16 protein-coding genes are annotated in these 20486 nt (G+C 71.5%); 7 read left to right on the top strand and 9 right to left on the bottom strand.

What is annotated here, in order from left to right; all coding sequences use genetic code 11:
- Positions 1-22 precede the first annotated feature (22 nt).
- On the top strand, positions 23-2512 hold the full coding sequence (locus ACIRRY_RS39935; RefSeq protein WP_403983177.1) for a DEAD/DEAH box helicase: 2490 nt from the start codon (positions 23-25) through the stop codon (positions 2510-2512).
- An 18-nt stretch (positions 2513-2530) separates the two neighbouring features.
- On the opposite strand, the gene ACIRRY_RS39930 is transcribed toward ACIRRY_RS39935, so the two are convergent.
- From ACIRRY_RS39930 to ssd, 7 genes are all read right to left on the bottom strand, one after another.
- Positions 2531-2992, bottom strand: a complete 462-nt coding sequence (locus ACIRRY_RS39930) for an Rv3654c family TadE-like protein (protein WP_403983175.1) — start codon at positions 2990-2992, stop codon at positions 2531-2533.
- A complete protein-coding gene (locus ACIRRY_RS39925; RefSeq protein WP_403983172.1) occupies positions 2989-3366 on the bottom strand; it encodes a TadE family type IV pilus minor pilin in 378 nt (125 codons plus the stop codon). Before ACIRRY_RS39925 ends, ACIRRY_RS39930 begins: the two co-directional genes overlap by 4 nt.
- A complete protein-coding gene (locus tag ACIRRY_RS39920) occupies positions 3353-3580 on the bottom strand; it encodes a DUF4244 domain-containing protein (RefSeq protein WP_403983169.1) in 228 nt (75 codons plus the stop codon). Before ACIRRY_RS39920 ends, ACIRRY_RS39925 begins: the two co-directional genes overlap by 14 nt.
- Positions 3581-3669: 89 nt before the next feature.
- On the bottom strand, positions 3670-4488 hold the full coding sequence (locus ACIRRY_RS39915) for a type II secretion system F family protein (protein WP_403983166.1): 819 nt from the start codon (positions 4486-4488) through the stop codon (positions 3670-3672).
- A 358-nt stretch (positions 4489-4846) separates the two neighbouring features.
- Positions 4847-5707: a type II secretion system F family protein gene (locus ACIRRY_RS39910; RefSeq protein WP_403983163.1), complete on the bottom strand. Its 861-nt coding sequence runs from the start codon at positions 5705-5707 to the stop codon at positions 4847-4849.
- Between the two features lie 367 nt (positions 5708-6074).
- A complete protein-coding gene (locus ACIRRY_RS39905; protein ID WP_403983160.1) occupies positions 6075-7232 on the bottom strand; it encodes a TadA family conjugal transfer-associated ATPase in 1158 nt (385 codons plus the stop codon).
- A 683-nt stretch (positions 7233-7915) separates the two neighbouring features.
- The gene (gene ssd, locus ACIRRY_RS39900; RefSeq protein ID WP_403983158.1) at positions 7916-9019 is read right to left on the bottom strand and encodes a septum site-determining protein Ssd; all 1104 of its coding nucleotides are present in this window, start codon (positions 9017-9019) and stop codon (positions 7916-7918) included.
- Positions 9020-9603: 584 nt separating this feature from the next.
- Between ssd and ACIRRY_RS39895 the strand changes: the two genes are divergently transcribed.
- Entirely contained in the window at positions 9604-10437 is an 834-nt protein-coding gene (locus ACIRRY_RS39895) for an HAD family hydrolase (protein WP_403983156.1), read from the top strand.
- Between the two features lie 152 nt (positions 10438-10589).
- Positions 10590-10754 (top strand): hypothetical protein, encoded by a 165-nt coding sequence (locus tag ACIRRY_RS39890; protein WP_403983154.1) that lies wholly within the window; start codon positions 10590-10592, stop codon positions 10752-10754.
- A gap of 29 nt (positions 10755-10783) precedes the next feature.
- Here the strand turns inward: ACIRRY_RS39890 and ACIRRY_RS39885 are convergent, their stop codons facing one another.
- Positions 10784-11608, bottom strand: a complete 825-nt coding sequence (locus tag ACIRRY_RS39885) for an oxidoreductase (RefSeq protein ID WP_403983152.1) — start codon at positions 11606-11608, stop codon at positions 10784-10786.
- 101 nt (positions 11609-11709) lie between these two features.
- On the opposite strand from ACIRRY_RS39885, the gene ACIRRY_RS39880 reads away from it, so the two are divergent.
- Entirely contained in the window at positions 11710-12690 is a 981-nt protein-coding gene (locus tag ACIRRY_RS39880; protein ID WP_403983149.1) for an ATP-binding protein, read from the top strand.
- A gap of 21 nt (positions 12691-12711) precedes the next feature.
- Here the strand turns inward: ACIRRY_RS39880 and ACIRRY_RS39875 are convergent, their stop codons facing one another.
- On the bottom strand, positions 12712-13983 hold the full coding sequence (locus ACIRRY_RS39875) for a hypothetical protein (RefSeq protein WP_403983146.1): 1272 nt from the start codon (positions 13981-13983) through the stop codon (positions 12712-12714).
- Between the two features lie 335 nt (positions 13984-14318).
- Here ACIRRY_RS39875 and ACIRRY_RS39870 point away from each other — a divergent pair, with 335 nt between their 5' ends.
- The 3 genes from ACIRRY_RS39870 to nhaA all read left to right on the top strand — a co-directional run bounded on the left by ACIRRY_RS39870 (position 14319) and on the right by nhaA (position 20449).
- A complete protein-coding gene (locus ACIRRY_RS39870) occupies positions 14319-16724 on the top strand; it encodes a bifunctional SulP family inorganic anion transporter/carbonic anhydrase (protein ID WP_403983145.1) in 2406 nt (801 codons plus the stop codon).
- Between the two features lie 125 nt (positions 16725-16849).
- On the top strand, positions 16850-18853 hold the full coding sequence (acs, locus tag ACIRRY_RS39865; RefSeq protein ID WP_403983405.1) for an acetate--CoA ligase: 2004 nt from the start codon (positions 16850-16852) through the stop codon (positions 18851-18853).
- 159 nt (positions 18854-19012) lie between these two features.
- Positions 19013-20449 carry a Na+/H+ antiporter NhaA gene (gene nhaA, locus ACIRRY_RS39860; RefSeq protein ID WP_403983142.1) on the top strand — a complete coding sequence of 479 codons (1437 nt, stop codon included), beginning with the start codon at positions 19013-19015 and terminating at the stop codon, positions 20447-20449.
- The last annotated feature ends 37 nt before the right edge of the window (positions 20450-20486 follow it).

The following is a 20486-nucleotide window of genomic DNA, read 5'->3' as shown; positions in this document are numbered from 1 at the left end:
CCAGGACGGTTCGCCAGCCGCGATGGCATTCAATCACTTACCGCAGGGCGTGCACGACGCCTTGGCTCCATTGTCCGTCACGCCAGTGACACACTCGGTGCCGATGGCCAAGAATCAGCGAACCGATCGACCCTCGGCGGACCCCGTGTCCGGCCTCTCGCCGAGCACGGTTCTGGACCGGCTGGCGTCGGGACCGAGCCGGGCTTCGCGCATCACTCATACGGAGCACTTGCCCCCACGTGCGGGCCGCCATGCCGTCTGGCCTGACCGGATTCGCGCCGAGGTGATCGCCACCGTCCAGGAAGCCGGTATCGAACACCCCTGGGCCCACCAGGCACAGGCGGCCGAGCACGCCCTCGACGGCGAGTCAGTGATCGTTGCCACAGGCACCGCCTCGGGCAAGTCGCTCGCGTATCTGGTACCGGTCCTCTCGGCGCTCCTCGACGGCTCCGAGGCACCGAACGGCCGCGGCACCACCGCCCTCTACCTGGCGCCCACAAAAGCCCTGGCAGCCGACCAGCTCCGCTCTGTGAAGGAACTTTCACAACCGCTGGGCAATGCCGTTCGCCCGGCCGTGTACGACGGCGACACTCCGTTCGAGGAGCGCGAGTGGGTACGTCAGTACGCCAACTACGTCCTGACCAACCCCGACATGCTCCACCGGGGCATATTGCCCTCGCACCCGCGCTGGTCCTCTTTCCTGAAGTCCCTGAAGTACGTGGTCATCGACGAGTGCCACACCTACCGCGGCGTCTTCGGCTCCCACGTCGCCCAAGTGCTGCGCCGACTGCGCCGCCTCTGCGCCCGCTACGGCTCCTCCCCGGTCTTCCTGCTCGCCTCCGCGACCGCCGCCGAGCCCTCGGTCGCCGCCCGCCGCCTCACCGGCCTCCCCGTGGTCGAGGTCGCCGACGACGCCTCACCGCGCGGTGAACTGGTGTTCGCCCTCTGGGAACCCCCGCTCACCGAACTGCACGGCGAGAAGGGCGCCCCGGTCCGCCGTACGGCCACCGCCGAGACCGCCGACCTGCTGACCGACCTCGCCGTCCAGGGCGTCCGCACGGTGGCCTTCGTACGGTCCCGGCGCGGCGCCGAGCTGATCGCGCTGATCGCCCAGGAACGCCTCGCCGAGGTCGACCGCTCGCTGGCCCGGCGGGTCGCCGCCTACCGCGGCGGCTACCTCCCCGAGGAGCGCCGCGCCCTCGAACGCGCCCTCCACTCCGGCGAGTTGCTCGGCCTCGCCGCCACGACCGCCCTCGAACTCGGCATCGACGTCTCGGGGTTGGACGCCGTACTGATCGCCGGCTACCCCGGCACCCGCGCCTCCCTGTGGCAACAGGCGGGCCGCGCCGGACGCTCCGGCCGGGGCGCCCTGGCCGTCCTCGTCGCCCGCGACGACCCCCTGGACACGTTCCTCGTCCACCACCCGGAGGCCCTGTTCGACCAGCCGGTGGAATCCACGGTCCTGGACCCGGACAACCCCTACGTCCTGGCCCCGCACCTCTGCGCGGCAGCGGCCGAACTCCCGCTCACCGACGACGACTTGGACCTCTTCGGGCCGGCCACCGCGGACCTGCTGCCGCAGCTGGAGGCCGCGAAACTGCTCCGCCGCCGGGCGAAGGCCTGGCACTGGACGCGCCGCGAACGGGCCGCCGACCTCGCCGACATCCGCGGCGGGGGCGGAAACCCGGTCCAGATCGTCGAGAACGGCACCGGCCGCCTGCTGGGCACGGTCGACGAGGCCGCCTCCCACACGACCGTCCACGAGGGCGCGGTCCACCTCCACCAGGGCCGCACGTACCTGGTGCGCTCCCTGGACCTCGAGGACTCGGTGGCCCTGGTCGAGGAGGCCAATCCCCCGTACTCGACGGTCGCCCGAGACACGACCGCGATCTCCGTCCTGGAGACGGACATCGAACTCCCCTGGGGCCAGGGCCGGTTGTGCTACGGCTCCGTCGAAGTCACCAACCAGGTCGTCTCCTTCCTCCGCAGACGCGTCATCACCGGCGAGGTCCTCGGCGAGTCGAAACTCGACCTCCCTCCCCGTACGCTCCGCACCCGCGCCGTGTGGTGGACGGTCACCGAGGACCAACTCGACGCCGCCCGCATCAACCCCGAGATCCTCGGCGGCGCCCTGCACGCCGCCGAACACGCCTCGATCGGCATGCTCCCCCTCTTCGCCACCTGCGACCGCTGGGACATCGGCGGCGTCTCGATCCCCCTCCACCCCGACACCCTGCTCCCCACGGTCTTCGTCTACGACGGCTACCCGGGCGGCGCGGGCTTCGCCGAGCGTGCCTTCCACACGGCCCGCGCCTGGCTCACCGCCACCCTCCAGGCCATCGCCTCCTGCGAGTGCGACGCCGGCTGCCCGTCCTGCATCCAGTCCCCCAAGTGCGGCAACGGCAACGATCCGTTGCACAAGCGGGGGGCTGTGCGGTTGCTGACGGAACTCTTGCGAGAGGCACCGGAGGATGCGCGAGCGGCACCGGGAGAGAAGGTGAACGGGACCTAACGGGCGGCTGCCTGCGGCTCATGGGGCCGGTGCCGCAGGGCCCGACGGAGGAGCCGGCACCGGTGCCGCGGAGGGCGCGGCAGGCACGCCCGGTGGTACGGGCCCCGCAGGACCCGCCCGTGCCCTGACCTCCGCCGCGAACGGCCCCCCGCCCGCCGACGCCGTCACGTCCGACGTCTCCCCCACGATCGCGCACCGCACAAGCCGCGTCCTCTGCGCCCGCGCCACCCGCTCCGCCCGGGCGCAGGCCCCCGTACCGCCCTCCGCCCAGTGGTCGGCCGCCGCGAGCGCCGCGAGATCCGCACCGCCGGCCGCACGGTGCCGGGCCACGACGGCCTGCCCCAAGGCCAGCACGACCCCGAACACGACACACAGCACGGCGATCGCGGCGAGACTCCACACGGTGGCGGACCCCCGGTCGTCCGAGTGCCCCACGCCCGGGACACGCCGTCTCCCAGCGACCCGGCCACGACACCTCACGGCCCCGCCCTCCCCTCGCCCACCGTCTCCTCCGCCACCGCCACGGCCTCCTCCCGTACCTCGAAGGGCAGTCCGCTCAGCACCGGTGGCCTGGCGACCACGACCACATGGACCTGGTCGCCCTCTCTGCCCACCGTGACTTTCGCGCCACGCGGTGCCGTGTCCCGGGTCACCCGGACGACCGCGTCGGCCGGGTCCTGCCGAGCCGCGGCCCGGGCGCCGGAACGGGCCGCGTCCACACACTGGATCTGCGCGGCCACCACCAGCAGCCCCCACACCAGCGCCATCGCGAACATCACCAGCACGGGCAGCACCACGGCCGCCTCCGCCGTCACGAACCCCGCGTCCCCGGTCCGGCGTTCACACCTGCGCATCGAGGGCCCGCTTCACGATGCTCTGCAACTCCTCGCTGACCGCACCGCTGGTCACCACCTTGTAGAGCACCACCGCGAACGCCACCGCCGCGACCAGCCCCATCGCGTACTCGGCGGTGGCCATCCCCGCGTCCCCGCGAGCCATGCCCCTCATCCGCACCGCGCGCACCACTCGTACAGCTGCCGTCTTGACCGCCTGCATTGCCTTGTACATCTCAACCCCCGTGAGTTTCTTGTCAGTTCACCGGCTCGATGAGCCGTTCTTGATCATCGGTCCTACGTCCGTCACCGCGCGCCCTCCCGTCAGCCGCCACCCCCTCCCACTCCCCCCGCGCTGCCCGCGAGCCCGATCACCACGGGCAGCACGCCGACCGCGATGAACGCGGGCAGAAAGCACAGCCCCACAGGTGCGGTGACCAGGACAGCGGCCCGCCGGGCCCGTGCCGTCGTGGTGCGGGTCCAGTCGGCGCGGGCCTCCGCCGCGAGCCGGGCGACCGGTCCGGCGGCGGGGAGCCCCGACTCGTCGGCCCGTTCGAGCAGCCGGGCCAACGGGCCGGCGCCCGGAAGCGCCGCCAACCTCCGCCAGGCGTCGGCCGGTTCACCACCGAGCCGCACCTCCGCCGCCGCACGCGCCAGCCGCTCCCCCACGGGCCCCTCCAGGGCTTCTCCGACCGCCTGGGAGGCGATCACCGGCGAGGCTCCCGCGGCGATGCAGGCGGCCAGCAGATCGGCGGCGAGGGGGAGTTGGCGGGCGGCGGTGGCGGCATCGCGCTCGGCGACGGTGGCGTCGGCCACCTGCCGACGCCGCCACTGCCACAGCCCGACCGCTACGCCGGCCCCCACCACGACCCCGGCGACCCCACCGACCACCACCCACCCGGCGCCCACGACCCCCACTGCGGGCACCCACCGCCGCGCAACGCCCCGAACCTCGAACCGCCGCCCGGCAGACGTCACTTCCCGGCTCCCCCGGACTTCCCGAACCTCTCGAAGCAGCAACCCGGCCAGCCGTCGCCGAGCCCTCCGTTCCCGCCGCATCTCGTCCAGCCACCGCACCGAACACCCCACGACCAGCACCGCCCCCAAGACGACCCCCAGCCTGTGGACAACTTCCGCACTCACGCCGCCTCCTCTCTCTGACCCCGGCCAACTCCCACTCCCACACCCACACCCACTCCGCTCCGAGCCATCGCCAAGCACCCGCCCCTCTCAATCCCGCCGACCCCGAATCCCAACGGCCTGCCAATCACGCCCTGGCGGCGCTCTCGCCTCCGGCACCTCCAAGTCCGAATCCCGACCGCCGTCCCACCGCGGCCTCGTTCCACCCCGGCTCAGCGGAGCCACTGAGATTTCCGGCACGACCAACCCGGCGGCCCAGCCGCTGGCCCATCGCGCCCTCGCGTCGCCCCGCCCCACCAAGCCCGCAGCGCCGCCCGCACCACTCCGCCGACTCCGCCTCCGGCGACCACCACTCCCCCGCTCACGCCGTCTCCACCCCTCGCACGATCCGCAGCGCCCACCACAACCCCAAGCCCTCCAGCAACCCCCCGACCACCAGGCACCCCAGCCCCGCCCCGCTGTGCAGCAGCACCCGCAACGGATCGGCGCCCATCGCCGCGCCCAGCAACAACCCGAGCACCGGCAACCCGGCGAGCATCACCGCGGTGGCCCGCGCCCCCGCCAACTGAGCTCGAAGATCGGCCCGTTGATCCCGGTCGGCACGCAACGCCCCTTCGAGCCTGTCCAGTCCCGCCGCGAGCCCGGCGCCCTGGTCCACGGCGACCCGCCAGCACGCGGCGAGCCCCAACAGGCCGTCCGCGCCCGGCTGTCGTGCCGCCGAGATGAGCGCACCCGGCACATCCCCGCCGAACCGCGCCGCCGCCAACACCCCGGCCTGCGCCTCACCGAGCGCGCCGGAGTCACCCGCCGCCCGCAGCAAGGCCTCCCCCGGCTGCCGCCCGGCACGCACCTCCCCGGAGAGCGCCGAGCACAGCGCGATCACCGCGTCCCCGCGCAACTCCCGTGCCCGCCGCGCCTCCCCGGCCAGCCGCACCCGGCGCAGCAACGGCACCCCGACCGCCCCCGCGACGACCGGAATGACCGAGGTCCCCAAGACCGCCAGCACCAGCCCGGCACCCAGCGACCACCACTCGGCCCTCAACCGGCCCCGGATCCGCCGCAGTTCACCCACGGCCCGCTCCCACGAGGGCGGCCCCGCACCCACCGCCCCGCCACCCGCGAACAGCAACTCCGCCCGTCGCGCCCCGGATTGCCACCCGCCCATCGACCAGACCAGGGCCCCGACACACAGCGCGACCACCCCGACCGACACGTCACCCATCGCCACTCCCGTTCGCCGTCACTGCCACTCGTCCCGTACTCGCGGCCACCACCACTCCGGCCCACCTCCGCACGCCCGGCACGGCCCCTACGGCCACTCCCGCCGACCAACGCCCGCCCCACACGAACCCGCGGCCACTCCCGCTGGCGAACATCCGCCGCATCACCACTCCCGCCCCTACGTCAGCCATCCCGGGCGACGGCCCTATCGACTCCGGCCACACCCCCACGCCCGCCCTCCGTCCCGCCGCACACACCCAGCCGCTCCCACCCCCCACACACCCATCACCACTCCTGCTCGGCGCACCGCGGGTCCGCACACACCCCCATCACCCCTCCCCCGCACCGGAGTTCACCCTCATCCACCCCTAACCCCCGTCACCCCCACCCCGAATCAACCCCCGCAACCGCTCCCACCCCCGCTCATACGCGAACGCCTCCGCACCCCACCGCAACGCCGGCACCGTCCGCACCAACCCCGACGGGTCCCGCTCCAGGACATGGACCTCGGCGATCCGTCGCCGCCCGGCCCGGTCCCGTACGAGATGCAGGACCACTGACAGCGCCGCCGCCAACTGGCTGTGCAGCGCGGCCCGGTCGAGGCCGGCGGCCGTGCCCAGGGCCTCCAGGCGGGCGGGGACATCGGCCGCCGCGTTCGCGTGGACGGTGCCGCAGCCACCTTCGTGGCCCGTGTTGAGCGCGGCGAGCAGGTGGACGACCTCCGGGCCGCGCACCTCTCCGACGACCAGCCGGTCCGGCCGCATCCTCAGTGCCTGGCGGACCAGGTCCTGGAGCGTGACGAGCCCGGCGCCCTCCTGGTTCGCGGGCCTGCTCTCCAGCCGTACGACGTGCGGATGGTCCGGTTTCAACTCGGCCGAGTCCTCGGCGAGCACGATCCGCTCGCCCGGTCCGACCAGCCCGAGCAACGCGCTCAGCAGCGTCGTCTTGCCGCTGCCGGTGCCCCCGCTGATCAGGAACGAGAGCCGTGCCTCGATCAGCGCCCGCAGGATGCGGTCCCCGCCCGGCGGCACCGTGCCCGCCGTGACCAGCTCGCCGAGCGTGAACGCGCGCGGTCGTACCACACGCAGCGACAGGCACGTACAGCCGACGGCGACCGGGGGCAGTACGGCGTGCAGGCGGGTCCCGTCGGGCAGCCGGGCGTCCGCCCAGGGCCGTGCGTCGTCCAGCCGGCGTCCGGCCACCGCGGCCAGGCGCTGCGCGAGGCGTCGTACGGCTGCCGCGTCCGGGAAGGAGACGGCGGTCAGCTCCAGGCCGCCGCCCCGGTCGACCCACACCCGGTCCGGGGCCGACACGAGGACGTCGGTCACCGAGGGGTCGGTGAGCAGGGACTCCAACGGCCCGCTGCCCACCAGCTCGGACCGCAACTGCTCGGCCGCGCCCAGCACTTCGGCATCGCCCAGCACCCGCCCCTGCTCCCGCAACGCCTGCGCCACCCGCGCGGGCGTCGGCTCACCCCCACTCTCGGCCAGCCACCGCCGCACCCCGTCGAGCAACCCGACAGGCATCCCCGCCCCACTGCTCGCCTCTCCCTCACGCGAAGCCCAGCGCCCCGAAACACCCGCCAGATCCCGCACCCGTTCGGGCCCGACAGCCCCGCTCGCCCCGGCCCCACCCGAAGCCCACTGCCCTGAAGCGCGCACCGAGTCCCGCACCCGCTCAAGCTCGACGGCAGCCCCGTTCACCCCAGGCCCACCCGAGACCCACCGCCCCGAAACCCCAGCCGAATCCCACTCCCGCTCAACCCCGAGGGCAGGCCCGATCTCGCCAGTCCCATCCGAGGCCCACTGCCCTGAAGCGCCCGCCGAATCCCGCACCCGCTCAAGCCCGACAGCAGCCCCGTTCACCCCAGGCCCACCCGAGACCCACCGCCCCGAAACCCCCGCCGAATCCCGCCCTCGCTCAACCCCAACGGCAGCCCCGATCTCGCCAGCCCCACCCGAAGCCCCCACCCGCTCCAGCCCGACCACCCCACCAGCCGGCACACCTCGCGAACCTCCGCCCTCAGAAGCCACGCCCCTCCGTGCAGCCACCACACCTCGCTCCCCGGAGGACACGCCCCTCAGCACCCCCTCCGAACCATCCATCCCCCCGAGTCCAGGCAACCCGCTCCCCAGACCCCCCGCCGAACCACTCCGGGAGGAGAGCCCACCGCCCCGCCCGGAACCCCCCGCGCCCCTCGCCAGCCGCCTCATACGCCACCCACCTCGACCAACGCCCGCTCCAGGAACTCCCGGCAGAACCGCGCCAACGGCCCCCTCCCGACCGCCCCCGGCGGCGCCTTGCCCTCGTGCGGCCGCAACAGGCCCGATTCGAGCGGCACTTCACCCGCCAGTGGGAGGCCGAGCAGGCGGGAGACCTCACGGTCGTCCAGGCCGGAGGCGTAGGGCCCGCGTACGGCCACGCGAAGGTCGCGCAGGACCATGCCGACGGCGGACGCGACCCGTCCGGCCGCGGCCACGGCGCGCAGTTCGGCGGGGACCACGAGGAGGCCCACGTCGAGTTGCGCGAGGGCCTCGGCGACCCCGTCGTCGATACGGCGGGGCAGGTCGACCACGACCGTGCCGCCGCGCCGTCGGGCCGCGGCGAGCACCGCCCGCACGGCCTGCGGCGGGATGGCGACGCAGTCGCCGCGGTCCCAGCTGAGCACCCGGAGCGAGTGGAGCTCGGGGAGGGACTCCTCCAGGGCGCCGCCGCCGACCCGGCCGCGCGAGGCGGCGAACGCGGGCCAGCGCAGGCCTTCAGCGCTCTCGCCGCCGAGGAGTACGTCGAGTCCGCCGCCCAGTGGATCCGCGTCCACCAGGAGCGTGCGCAGCCCCTCACGCGCGGAGGTGACGGCTAGGGCGCACGCGAGCGTGGACGCTCCGGCCCCGCCACGGCCGCCGATGACGCCCACGGTGAGCGCGGGGCGGCCGACGCCCTCGGCCACGTCGGCGATGCGGTCGACCAGCCACTGTTCGCCGTCGGGCAGCATCAGGACGTGGTCGGCGCCGATCTCGACGGCCCGCCGCCAGACCCCCGAGTCGTCCTGGTCCCGGCCGACCAGCACCACCCCGCGTCGGCGCGCGGCCCCGCGCACCCGTCGTGCCGCGTCGTCGCCGACCAGCACGAGCGGCGCCGTCTCCCAGCCGCCCTGGCGCTCCGGCACCCCGTGATGGACCTCGGGTGTCGCGCCGGCCGCCGCGCACAGGCGCAGCAGGTCGTCGAGGAGTGCGGCGTCCTCGGTGACGATCAGCGGTCCGCCCTGTCGCCCTCCGCCGGCGGGCGGCGGATCGTGTGTGACAGTTCCGGCCATGTTTTCCATCCCCCATCGCTGTGTCTCTCGCGTCGCCCCTGCGGTCCCGCGATTCCCGAACGTGCGGAAAACCGGTGTCCGGCCTCCATATGCAAGGCCGACAGAAACCGGCCAAACGCGTCCGACAAACGGAACCGGCCATGAACTCGCCGCGAGCGAGGACGCGTTGGAATCACAGTGCGGGCATCGCGGAAATCAAGTGGATCTTGGTCGAAAACTGTGGACAACTCAGGGCCTGTGAATATCGCCTTCACCCATACCAGTGAGCCCTGTACCAGCCTCTGTGCGAGTTCCACAGCGCAGTCCGCCAGCTACACACGGTGACGTGTCCTGGGCATGAAAAAGAGGCGGCGCCAGCCGCCTCGCGATGGCCTCACGACCACGTACAGGGAGAGAAAATGCGTCCGGACATGCGACGACCCCCACCGGGGGGGAGAGTGGGGGTCGCCTTCACGGCCGACTCGGGGGGGGAGGAGCCGGGCCGCGTTAGCACGGTCGCGAACGATCCGTGACTTCCATGGTGTACCCGAGAGGCCTCTCAGGCAAACCCACGCGCCTCACCTTACGCCGAATGGGCTGCACCTATGCTCTGGGTTGTGGAAAACCACTCCTTGCCCCGCACAGCAGCCTTCTTTGACCTGGACAAGACGGTCATTGCGAAGTCGAGCACGCTCACCTTCGGCAAGTCCTTCTACCAAGGCGGGCTGATCAACCGCAGGGCCGCCCTGCGGACCGCCTATGCGCAGTTCGTCTTCCTCGCCGGCGGCGCCGACCACGACCAGATGGAGCGGATGCGCAAGTACCTGTCCGCACTCTGCCGCGGCTGGAACGTCCAGCAGGTGAAGGAGATCGTCGCCGAGACACTGCACGACCTGATCGACCCGATCATCTACGACGAGGCCGCCTCCCTCATCGAGGAGCACCACACCGCTGGCCGCGACGTGGTGATCGTGTCCACGTCCGGCGCCGAGGTGGTCGAGCCGATCGGTGAACTCCTGGGCGCGGACCGGGTGGTGGCCACCCGCATGGTCGTCGGCGACGACGGCTGCTTCACCGGAGAGGTGGAGTACTACGCCTACGGCCCGACGAAGGCCGAGGCGATCAAGGAGCTGGCCCAGTCCGAGGGGTACGACCTCGATCGCTGCTACGCCTACAGCGACTCCGCGACCGATGTGCCGATGCTCGAGTCCGTGGGCCACCCCTACGCCGTGAACCCGGACCGCGCGCTGCGTCGCGAGGCACTCGCGCGCGGGTGGCCGATTCTGGACTTCAACCGCCCGGTCCGGCTCAAGCAGCGGCTGCCCGCGCTCTCCGTACCGCCCCGCCCGGCGCTGGTCGTGGCCGCGGCCGTGGGTGCCGCGGCGGCCACGGCGGGGCTCGTCTGGTACGCGAGCCGACGCAAGGCGGCGACCGTTTAGACCGGTTGGTGACCCTTTGAGAGCAAAAGTAAAGAAGCACGGCCAGGGGTTCCGCTTCCTCCAGGGCTGGAGTACAAAGGATTAACGGCCCGCGAGACCAAGGACATCCGAAAGGATCACCTTAATAACGCATTTGGCCCCACGGACCGCGCATGAACACCGAGCACCCACGCGACGTCGACCCGTCGATTACGGGCCAGCCGCACCAGGTGACGGGCAGTGTTCCCGACCTGATGGGCAATATTTCGAGGACGCTTGGTAACCCGGTGGAACATGCCAGCGGCGGTACGAATCCTCGTACCGCCGCATCCCTTTGACGGCCCTCCAGTAGAGGGCCATTTCGCTGTCAGGCGGCCCCGCGCTGAAGCGCCTCGCACACCGCCGCCGACTCGCGCGCCCCCAGCTCGACCGCCCTGCCGCAGTGCGCGATCCAGGCGGCCATGCCCTCCGGGGTGCCGGAGACATACCCGTCCAGCGCCGCCAGATAGGCCGCGCGCCCCAGTTCGGCGTGGCCGACCTCGGCCGGGCACACGGACTTCGGGTCGAGGCCGCTGCCGATGAGGACGATCCGCTCGGCGGTGCGCGCGACCAGGCCGTTGCGGGAGGCGAAGGGGCGCAGGGCGAGCAGTTCGCCGTGCACGACGGCGGCCGTCACCAGCGCCGGCGCCGAACCGCCCGCGATGATCAGGTCCGCGAGTCCGTCCAGGCGCGCGGACACCTCGGCCGCGCCGGGCAGCGGCAGTTCGACGAGCGGCTCGTCGACCGGCTCCCCCTGTTGCCTCGGCCGTCCGACCTCGTCGCCGTTGCTCGCGGCCGCCACCAGGTGCAGCCGGGCGAGCACCCTGAGGGGCGACTGCCGCCAGATGGACAGCAGTTGGCCCGCCTCGGCGGACAGCCTCAGGGCCGCGCCCATCGTGCGGGCCTCCGCGTCGCCGCTGAAGTCGGTACGCCGGCGCACCTCTTCGAGTGCCCAGTCGGCCCCGGACAGCGCGGCCGAGCCGCGCGCGCCGCGCAGTGCAGCCTCGCCGGTGATCTCGTTGCTGCGGCGCCGCATGACCCTGTGCCCGTAGACGCGGTCCACGGCCTTGCGCATGGACTCGACGGACTCGGCCACGGTGGGCAGCATGCCCAGGGCCGCGAGCGGATCGGCGGTCGCACCTGTCGTACTCATGAGTACGACAGTAGCCATCCCAGGGGTGCGCTCCACGATTGAGTGGTCTTCTTCACGCACACCCGCCACGTACAGCTATGACCCGACTACGCTTCGTGAACATGAAAATTGCTTTCGTCGGGAAGGGCGGTAGCGGGAAGACCACCCTGTCCTCCCTGTTCATCCGCCACCTCGCGGCCACCGCCCAACCGGTCGTCGCCGTCGACGCCGACATCAACCAGCACCTGGGCCCCGCCCTCGGCCTGGACGAGGCGGAGGCCGCCGCACTGCCCGCACTCGGCGAGCATCTCCCCCTGATCAAGGACTACTTGCGCGGCAGCAACCCGCGCATCACCTCCACCGACACGATGATCAAGACCACCCCGCCCGGCGAGGGCTCCCGGCTGCTGCGGGTCCGCGAGAACAATCCGGTCTACGACGCCTGCGCGCGACCGGTGGAACTCGACGGCGGCGCCGTCCGTTTGATGGTCACGGGCCCCTTCACGGACGCCGACCTGGGGGTCTCCTGCTACCACTCCAAGACCGGAGCGGTGGAGCTGTGCCTGAACCACCTGGTGGACGGGCGCGACGAGTTCGTCGTGGTGGACATGACGGCGGGCTCGGACTCCTTCGCCTCCGGCATGTTCACCCGCTTCGACATCACGTTCCTGGTGGCTGAGCCGACCCGGAAGGGGGTCTCCGTCTATCGCCAGTACAAGGAGTACGCCCGCGACTTCGGGGTCGTCCTGAAGGTCGTCGGCAACAAGGTGCAGGGTCAGGACGACCTCGACTTCCTCCGCGCCGAAGTCGGGGACGACCTGCTCGTGACGGTGGGGCACTCGGACTGGGTGCGTGCCATGGAGAAGGGCCGGCCGCCCCGGTTCGAGCTCCTGGAGGACGCCAACCGCCGCGCCCTGCGCCTGCTGGAGATCGCCGCCGACGCGACGTACGAACTGCGTGACTGGGAGCGCTACACGCGTCAGACGGTGCACTTCCACCTGAAGAACGCGCAGAGTTGGGGCAACGAACGCACCGGGGCCGACCTGGCGGCGCAGGTCGACCCCGGTTTCGTCCTCGACGAGAGCGTCGGCGTCACCGTGTGAGGCGCGCCCCTCGTCGACCGCCTACTGCTTGGCCGCCGGCGCCCCGGGCACGCCCTTCGGGGCCGGGGCGGGGCGGCCGGTCAGGAAGGACGTCCAGCCCGGCTTGGGTGCCTCGCCGACGTTCAGGGTGCGCAGCTTCGCCAGGGTCCCCGGGTCCTGGGCGTCCAGCCAGTCGGACAGCTGCCGGAAGGAGACGCAGCGCACCTCGGACTTGTTGCAGACCTTCTCGATGACCTCGTCGAGGGCACGCATGTAGGTGCCGCCGTTCCAGGACTCGAAGTGGTTGCCGATGACCAGGGGCGCGCGGTTGCCGTCGTAGGCCCGGTCGAAGCCCTTGAGCAGGCCGTCACGCATCTCGTCGCCCCACTGGGCGAACTTGTCGGGGTCGCCCTGGGTCTGCGTGCCGGACTGGTTGACCATGAAGTTGTAGTCCATGGTCAGTTGCTCGTAGGTGTGCCCGGGGAAGGGGACGAGCTGCATGGACAGGTCCCACAGCCCCTCCTTCTTCTTGGGCCAGATCTGGTCGTTGACCCCGCTGGTGTCGTAGCGGAAGCCCAACTGGCTCGCCGCCTTCATGAAGTTGGCCTGGCCCTCCAGGCAGGGTGTGCGGGCGCCGACCAGTTCCTTGTCGTAGTCGAAGGGCAGTGAAGACGCCTTCTTCATCCCGGAGTTGGTCTTCCAGGTCTTCACGAACTGCTTCGCCTGGGCGATCTCGCTCTTCCACTCGGCGACCGACCACTCGCCGACCCCGCCGTTCTTGCCGCAGAAGTGACCGTTGAAGTGGGTGCCGATCTCGTTGCCCTCCAGCCACGCCAGGCGCAGCTGCTTCACGGTGTCGGCGATGCCCCGCTCGTCGTTGAAGCCGATGTCCGAGCTGCCGGGCGAGTGCTCCGGGGGCTTGTAGAGGTCGCGCTTGTCCTCCGGCAGCATGTACACACCGCTGAGGAAGTACGTCATGTTCGCGTGGTTGGCCTTGGAGACCTCGCGGAAGTGGGAGAACAGTTTCTGGCTGTCCTCGCCGGCGCCGTCGAAGGAGAAGACCACGAACTGCGGGGGCTTCTGGCCGGGCTTGAGCCGCTCGGGTCTGGGCAGATGCGGCTGCGCCCCGGTGTACGACGTGGAGCCGTCCCCGATCAGGCGGACTCCGCCCTTGGGTGCCGGGGCGGGCGCCGCCTTGTGCGGACCGTGCGCTCCGCGCGGGGAACCGTTGTCACCGATCGCGCAACCGGCGAGCGACGCGGCACAGGCCGCGGCGATCACGGCGCCCGCGGTGAACCTCTGGGTGGCGGCCATGTCCGCCCACCTTCTTCCTTCGTTCGGACCGACGCCGGTCAGGGCGTTTTCTGGTGATGTGCCGGGATTCCCGGCAGCGCCGCCAAGGTCGCACGGGGCCGAAGGTGGGATTAGTACGACAAGCCGATGAAATTCTCACTTCACTCTGCGAGGTGACCTTTTAACCCATTTGCTCGCAAATCCTATGCTTGACCTTTACTCTGCATTACGATCCATTTACCGAGCGTTGAGATATCCCGCCGCTGCACGCCGTGACCCACGGCCGCGACCGACCCCCGCCATCGACGGGGACCACCAGTTCCGCGACCGCGCTGCCCCGGAGGAGACGGGAAGACATGTCAGCCTGCGTACGCACCCGCGCCACCGACTCGGACACGAATCGGACCCAGCGCGTCCACCAGCCCCACAGCCCGCCGCCGCCCCGCCGCTTCCGCATCGCGGGCGCCGATGTGTCGGCCTCCATCGCGGTCTTCCTGATCGCCCTCCCCCTGTCCCTCGGCATCGCCCTCGCCACCGGCGCCCCGCTCCAGGCCGGCCTGGTCGCCGCCGCCGCGGGCGGACTGGTCGCCGGCCTGCTCGGCGGCTGCCCCCTCCAGGTCAGCGGCCCGGCCGCCGGACTCACCGTGGTCACCGCCGACCTGATCCACCGCTACGGATGGCGTACGACCTGCGCGGTCACCGTCCTCGCGGGCCTGGCCCAACTCGCCCTGGGCTGCCTGCGCGTGGCCCGCACCGCGCTCGCCGTCAGCCCCGCGATCGTGCACGGCATGCTGGCCGGCATCGGTGTCACCATCGCCGTCGCCCAACTGCACATCGTGCTGGGCGGCACCCCGCAGAGCTCGGTCCTCGCCAACCTCCGTGCCCTGCCCGCCCAGTTGGCGGACCTGCACCCCGCCGACGTGGCGATGAGCGTGCTGACGCTGGCCCTTCTGCTGCTGTGGACCCGCGTGCCCGGCCGGCTCGGGCATCTGATGCGCAAGATCCCGGCCGCGCTCGTCGCCGTCGCCGGGGCCACGCTCACCGCCTCTCTCGCCGGGCTGAGCCTGGCCAAGGTCGACCTGCCGTCCTGGAGCAGCCACGCGCTGGCCGGACTGCCCGAGGGACCGGTGCTCGGCATCGCCGCCGCCGTGCTCACCACCACGCTGGTGTGCAGCGTGCAGTCGCTGCTCGGCGCGGTCGCCGTGGACAAGCTGGTCGCCGGGCAGCCCGGGCTCTCCGCCCGCGTCGGCCGCTCCGACCTGAACCGCGAACTGCTGGGCCAGGGCGCCGCCAACATCGTCTCCGGCGCGCTCGGCGGACTGCCGGTCGCGGGCGTGGCCGTAAGAAGTTCGGCGAATGTGCAAGCCGGTGCCGTGAGCCGGAACTCCACGATGCTGCACGGCGTTCTCGTAGTGATCGCCGCGCTGCTGATGGTCCCGGTGCTGGAGCTGATTCCCCTCGCTTCGCTCGCCGCACTCGTGATGGCCGTCGGCATCCAGATGGTGTCCCTGCACCACATCCGCACGGTGACCCGCCACCGCGAAGTGCTGGTCTACGCCGTCACCACCCTCGGCGTGGTCTTCCTCGGTGTCCTGGAGGGCGTGCTTCTCGGGGTCACCGTGGCCGTAGCCGTCGCCCTCAACCGCCTGGCCCACACCCGCATCACGCACGACGAGCAGGAAGGAGTCCATCACGTACACGTCCGAGGCCAGTTGACGTTCCTCGCGGTGCCGCGGCTCAGCCGCACCCTGCATCTCGTACCCCAAGGCACCCACGTCGTCGTGGAGTTGGACGGTTCGTTCATGGACCACGCGGCGTACGAGTCACTCCAGGACTGGCAGAACGCACACACCGCGCGGGGCGGCTCCGCCGAACTCACCGGCCGCCGTACGGGAGTTCGGATCGCCGAGCACGGAGGACCGGCCGAACCGGGCAATCCAACCAACCCCACCGGCCCCACCAGCGCGACGAGTTCGGAAAGCTGCCGCTGTCACCCCTGGACGCCGTGGCGCCAGCACCGGTGCGAGCGCCCGCAGTCGGCACCCCGCAGTGGCGATCCCACCTCCGGTCACCAACTGGCCCGCGGCATCAGCGCGTTCCAGCGCAACACCGCACCCCTCGTGCGGGGCGAGCTGGCCCGCCTGGCCCGGGAAGGGCAGCAGCCCTCGCAGCTCTTCCTGACCTGTGCCGACTCGCGGCTGGTGACGTCGATGATCACCTCCAGTGGTCCCGGCGACCTGTTCGTCGTGCGGAACGTGGGCAACCTCGTGCCGCCGCCCGGCGAGGAGAGTGGGGACGACTCCGTGGCCGCGGCGATCGAGTACGCGGTGGATGTGCTCCGCGTGAGATCGATCACGGTGTGCGGACACTCCGGGTGCGGAGCCATGCAGGCGCTGCTCAACTCCGCGCCCGAGAGCGCCGGTTCCGAGCCGGGGGGTGTCCAGACGCCGCTGAAGCGGTGGCTGCGGCACGGGCGGCCGAGCCTGGAGCGGATGGCCGACGACGGCCGGCCCTGGGCGAGGCTGGCCACCAGGGCGCCCGCCGACGCCGTGGAGCAGCTGTGTCTGAGCAATGTGGTGCAGCAGTTGGAGCATCTGCGGGGGCATGAGTCGGTGGCGCGGGCACTGCGGGAGGGGGCGTTGGAGTTGCACGGGATGTACTTCCACGTCGGTGAGGCGCAGGCGTACTTGCTGGGCGGGGAGGGCGAGGAAGGCGGGGACGAGTTGTTCATCGATGTGGGGGCGGTGGACATGTCGGCCTGAACCTCGTCCACCCGGCGTCCGTGAGTACGAAAGACCCCCGCCACGCAGATCCGTTCGCGGGTCCGATGACAGGTCTAAACCAATATTTCGGCGACCCTTGTCATCGGACCCCCGGGTCTGATGAGCTGGCCCGGGACACAACGGACACCCTGGGAAAGGCAGATGCCGTGAGCAACGAAAGCCTGGCCAACCTGCTCAAGGAAGAGCGCAGGTTCGCACCCCCCGCGGACCTGGCGGCGCACGCCAATGTCACCGCGGAGGCGTATGAACAGGCCAAGGCTGACCGGCTCGGCTTCTGGGCCGCGCAGGCCCGCCGGCTGAGCTGGGCCAAGGAGCCGAGCGAGACGCTGGACTGGTCGAACCCGCCGTTCGCCAAGTGGTTCAAGGACGGCACGCTCAACGTCGCGTACAACTGCGTGGACCGGCACGTCGAGGCGGGCAACGGCGACCGGGTCGCCATCCACTTCGAGGGCGAGCCCGGCGACAGCCGCGCGATCACCTACGCCGAGCTGAAGGACGAGGTCTCCAGGGCCGCGAACGCCTTGCTGGAGCTGGGAGTTCGGCAGGGCGACCGGGTCGCCGTCTACATGCCGATGATCCCGGAGACCGCGGTCGCGATGCTCGCCTGCGCGCGCATCGGCGCCGCGCACTCGGTGGTGTTCGGCGGCTTCTCGGCGGACGCGCTCGCGACCCGTATCCAGGACGCGGACGCCAAGGTCGTCATCACCACGGACGGCGGCTGGCGGCGCGGCAAGCCGTCCGCGCTCAAGCCGGCCGTGGACGACGCGGTCGACCGTCCGGACAGCGGCGTCGAGCACGTCCTCGTGGTCCGCCGTACGGGCCAGGAGGTCGCCTGGAACGACGAGCGGGACGTGTGGTGGCACGAGATCACAGGCCGGCAGTCGGCGGAGCACACGCCCGAGGCGTTCGAGGCGGAGCAGCCGCTGTTCATTCTGTACACGTCCGGTACGACGGGTAAGCCCAAGGGCATCCTGCACACCTCCGGCGGCTACCTCACCCAGGCCGCGTACACCCACCACGCCGTCTTCGACCTCAAGCCGGAGACCGACGTCTACTGGTGCACGGCGGACGTCGGCTGGGTCACCGGACACTCGTACATCGTCTACGGCCCGCTCGCGAACGGCGCGACCCAGGTCATGTACGAGGGCACGCCCGACACCCCGCACCAGGGCCGCTTCTGGGAGATCATCCAGAAGTACGGGGTGACGATCCTGTACACGGCGCCGACCGCAATCCGTACGTTCATGAAGTGGGGCGACGACATCCCCGCGAAGTTCGACCTGTCCTCCCTCCGCGTGCTGGGTTCGGTCGGCGAGCCGATCAACCCCGAGGCGTGGATCTGGTACCGCAAGCACATCGGCGCCGACCGCACGCCCATCGTGGACACCTGGTGGCAGACCGAGACCGGCGCGATGATGATCTCGCCGCTGCCGGGCGTGACCGCGACCAAGCCCGGTTCCGCGCAGACGCCGCTGCCCGGCATCTCCGCGACGGTCGTCGACGACGAGGCGAACGAGGTGCCGAACGGCGGTGGCGGCTACCTGGTCCTCACCGAGCCGTGGCCGTCGATGCTGCGCACGATCTGGGGCGACGACCAGCGGTTCCTCGACACGTACTGGTCGCGTTTCCCGGGCAAGTACTTCGCCGGTGACGGTGCGAAGAAGGACGACGACGGCGACATCTGGCTGCTCGGCCGCGTGGACGACGTGATGCTCGTGTCCGGGCACAACATCTCCACCACCGAGGTCGAGTCGGCGCTCGTCTCGCACCCCGCGGTCGCCGAGGCGGCCGTGGTCGGCGCTGCCGACGAGACGACCGGGCAGGCGATCGTCGCGTTCGTCATCCTGCGCGGCACGGCGGACGCGGACGACGAGAACCTCGTGGGCGACCTGCGCAACCACGTCGGCGCCGTCCTCGGCCCGATCGCCAAGCCCAAGCGCGTCCTCCCGGTGGCCGAGCTGCCGAAGACCCGCTCCGGCAAGATCATGCGCCGCCTGCTGCGGGACGTGGCGGAGAACCGTGAACTCGGGGACGTCACGACCCTGACGGACTCCTCGGTCATGAACCTCATCCAGGCCGAGCTCCCCGCGGCGGCCAGCGAGGACTGACCTGCACGTCACCTGGACGTACGTCCATGAGGGGTGCCCGGCGCAGCGCGCGCCGGGCACCCCTTTTAGGTAAACTAAGCAAAAAGTGACCCTCATGGTGTGCCGGGAAGTCTGGTCGGCGAGTAGCTCCGTCCTGCCCACCGACCGGAGGTTCCCCCGATGGCCGCGCCCCGCCCCACCACCCCCCGCAAGGTGTTCGGACGACTGTCCCTGCCCGAGCGGAACTTCGTCGCGGACGCGCTGCGCACCGAGACCGTCGGCGGTGTCCTCCTCCTGATCGCCGCGGTCACCGCGCTGATCTGGACGAACGTCCCCGCCCTGCACGACAGTTACGAGAGCGTCAGCCACTTCCATCTCGGCCCCGGTGCCCTCGGCCTGCACCTCTCCCTAGCCCACTGGGCCGCCGACGGTCTCCTCGCCGTCTTCTTCTTCGTCGCCGGTATCGAACTCAAGCGTGAACTCGTCGCCGGCGACCTGCGCGACCCCAGGGCCGCCGCCCTGCCCGTCGTGGCGGCCCTGTGCGGGATGGCCGTACCGGCACTCGTGTACACGCTGACGAACCTCACCGGCGGCGGCTCGCTCCAGGGCTGGGCCGTGCCGACCGCCACGGACATCGCCTTCGCGCTCGCCGTCCTCGCGGTGATCGGCACCTCTCTGCCGAGCGCGCTGCGCGCCTTCCTGCTCACCCTGGCCGTCGTCGACGACCTGTTCGCGATCCTGATCATCGCGATCTTCTTCACCGACCGGATCGACTTCGCCGCGCTCGGCGGCGCGGTCGTGGGCCTCGCCGTCTTCTGGCTGCTGCTGCGCCGAGGCGTGCGCGGCTGGTACGTGTACGTCCCGCTCGCGCTCGTCAACTGGGCGCTGATGTACAACAGCGGCGTCCACGCCACGATCGCCGGTGTCGCCATGGGCCTGATGCTGCGCTGCACCACCCGCGAGGACGAGGACCACTCCCCCGGCGAGCACGTCGAACATCTCGTACGGCCCCTGTCGGCGGGCCTCGCGGTGCCGCTGTTCGCGCTGTTCAGCGCCGGGGTCGCCATCTCCGGCGGCGCGCTGGGCGACGTATTCACGAAGCCCGAAACCCTTGGCGTGGTCCTCGGACTGGTCGTCGGCAAGGCGGTCGGGATCTTCGGCGGGACCTGGCTGACGGCCCGTTTCACCCGGGCCTCGCTCAGCGACGACCTCGCCTGGCCGGACGTGTTCGCGGTCGCCTCGCTGGCCGGCATCGGCTTCACCGTGTCGCTGCTCATCGGGGAACTCGCGTTCGACGGCGACCAGGTGCTCACCGACGAGGTCAAGGCGGCCGTCCTCGTGGGCTCTCTCATCGCGGCCCTGGGCGCGACCGTGTTGCTCAAGCTGCGCAACGCCCGGTACCGCAGGATGTACGAGGACGAGGAGCGCGACGAGGACCTCGACGGCATCCCCGACATCTACGAGCAGGACGACCCGGCGTACCACCTGCGCATGGCCGAACTCCACGACCGCAAGGCCGCCGAGCACCGCAGGCTCGCCGAGGTGAAGGCCGCCGAGCGGCGCGGGCCCGCCGAAGTGGCGGGCGGGGCGGGCGAGGACAGGGACGGTCCGGCATGATCTGACGAGACGGTACAAACACATGCCGGTACACACA

This window comes from Streptomyces sp. NPDC101776, assembly GCF_044766845.1.
Taxonomy (GTDB): domain Bacteria; phylum Actinomycetota; class Actinomycetes; order Streptomycetales; family Streptomycetaceae; genus Streptomyces.
This window is presented reverse-complemented; position numbering and strand designations above follow the sequence as displayed.

What these genes read in the sequence shown, in the direction of transcription:
- ACIRRY_RS39925 (WP_403983172.1), bottom strand. Translation starts at nt 3,366, where the DNA reads ATGCGCAGGTGTGAACGCCGGACCGGGGACGCGGGGTTCGTGACGGCG.
- ACIRRY_RS39890 (WP_403983154.1), top strand. Translation starts at nt 10,590, where the DNA reads ATGAACACCGAGCACCCACGCGACGTCGACCCGTCGATTACGGGCCAG.
- nhaA (WP_403983142.1), top strand. Translation starts at nt 19,013, where the DNA reads ATGGCCGCGCCCCGCCCCACCACCCCCCGCAAGGTGTTCGGACGACTG.
- ACIRRY_RS39910 (WP_403983163.1), bottom strand. Translation starts at nt 5,707, where the DNA reads ATGGGTGACGTGTCGGTCGGGGTGGTCGCGCTGTGTGTCGGGGCCCTG.
- ACIRRY_RS39905 (WP_403983160.1), bottom strand. Translation starts at nt 7,232, where the DNA reads ATGCCTGTCGGGTTGCTCGACGGGGTGCGGCGGTGGCTGGCCGAGAGT.
- ACIRRY_RS39935 (WP_403983177.1), top strand. Translation starts at nt 23, where the DNA reads ATGGCATTCAATCACTTACCGCAGGGCGTGCACGACGCCTTGGCTCCA.
- ACIRRY_RS39885 (WP_403983152.1), bottom strand. Translation starts at nt 11,608, where the DNA reads ATGAGTACGACAGGTGCGACCGCCGATCCGCTCGCGGCCCTGGGCATG.
- ACIRRY_RS39870 (WP_403983145.1), top strand. Translation starts at nt 14,319, where the DNA reads ATGTCAGCCTGCGTACGCACCCGCGCCACCGACTCGGACACGAATCGG.
- ACIRRY_RS39880 (WP_403983149.1), top strand. Translation starts at nt 11,710, where the DNA reads ATGAAAATTGCTTTCGTCGGGAAGGGCGGTAGCGGGAAGACCACCCTG.
- ACIRRY_RS39895 (WP_403983156.1), top strand. Translation starts at nt 9,604, where the DNA reads ATGCTCTGGGTTGTGGAAAACCACTCCTTGCCCCGCACAGCAGCCTTC.
- ssd (WP_403983158.1), bottom strand. Translation starts at nt 9,019, where the DNA reads ATGGCCGGAACTGTCACACACGATCCGCCGCCCGCCGGCGGAGGGCGA.
- ACIRRY_RS39875 (WP_403983146.1), bottom strand. Translation starts at nt 13,983, where the DNA reads ATGGCCGCCACCCAGAGGTTCACCGCGGGCGCCGTGATCGCCGCGGCC.
- ACIRRY_RS39920 (WP_403983169.1), bottom strand. Translation starts at nt 3,580, where the DNA reads ATGTACAAGGCAATGCAGGCGGTCAAGACGGCAGCTGTACGAGTGGTG.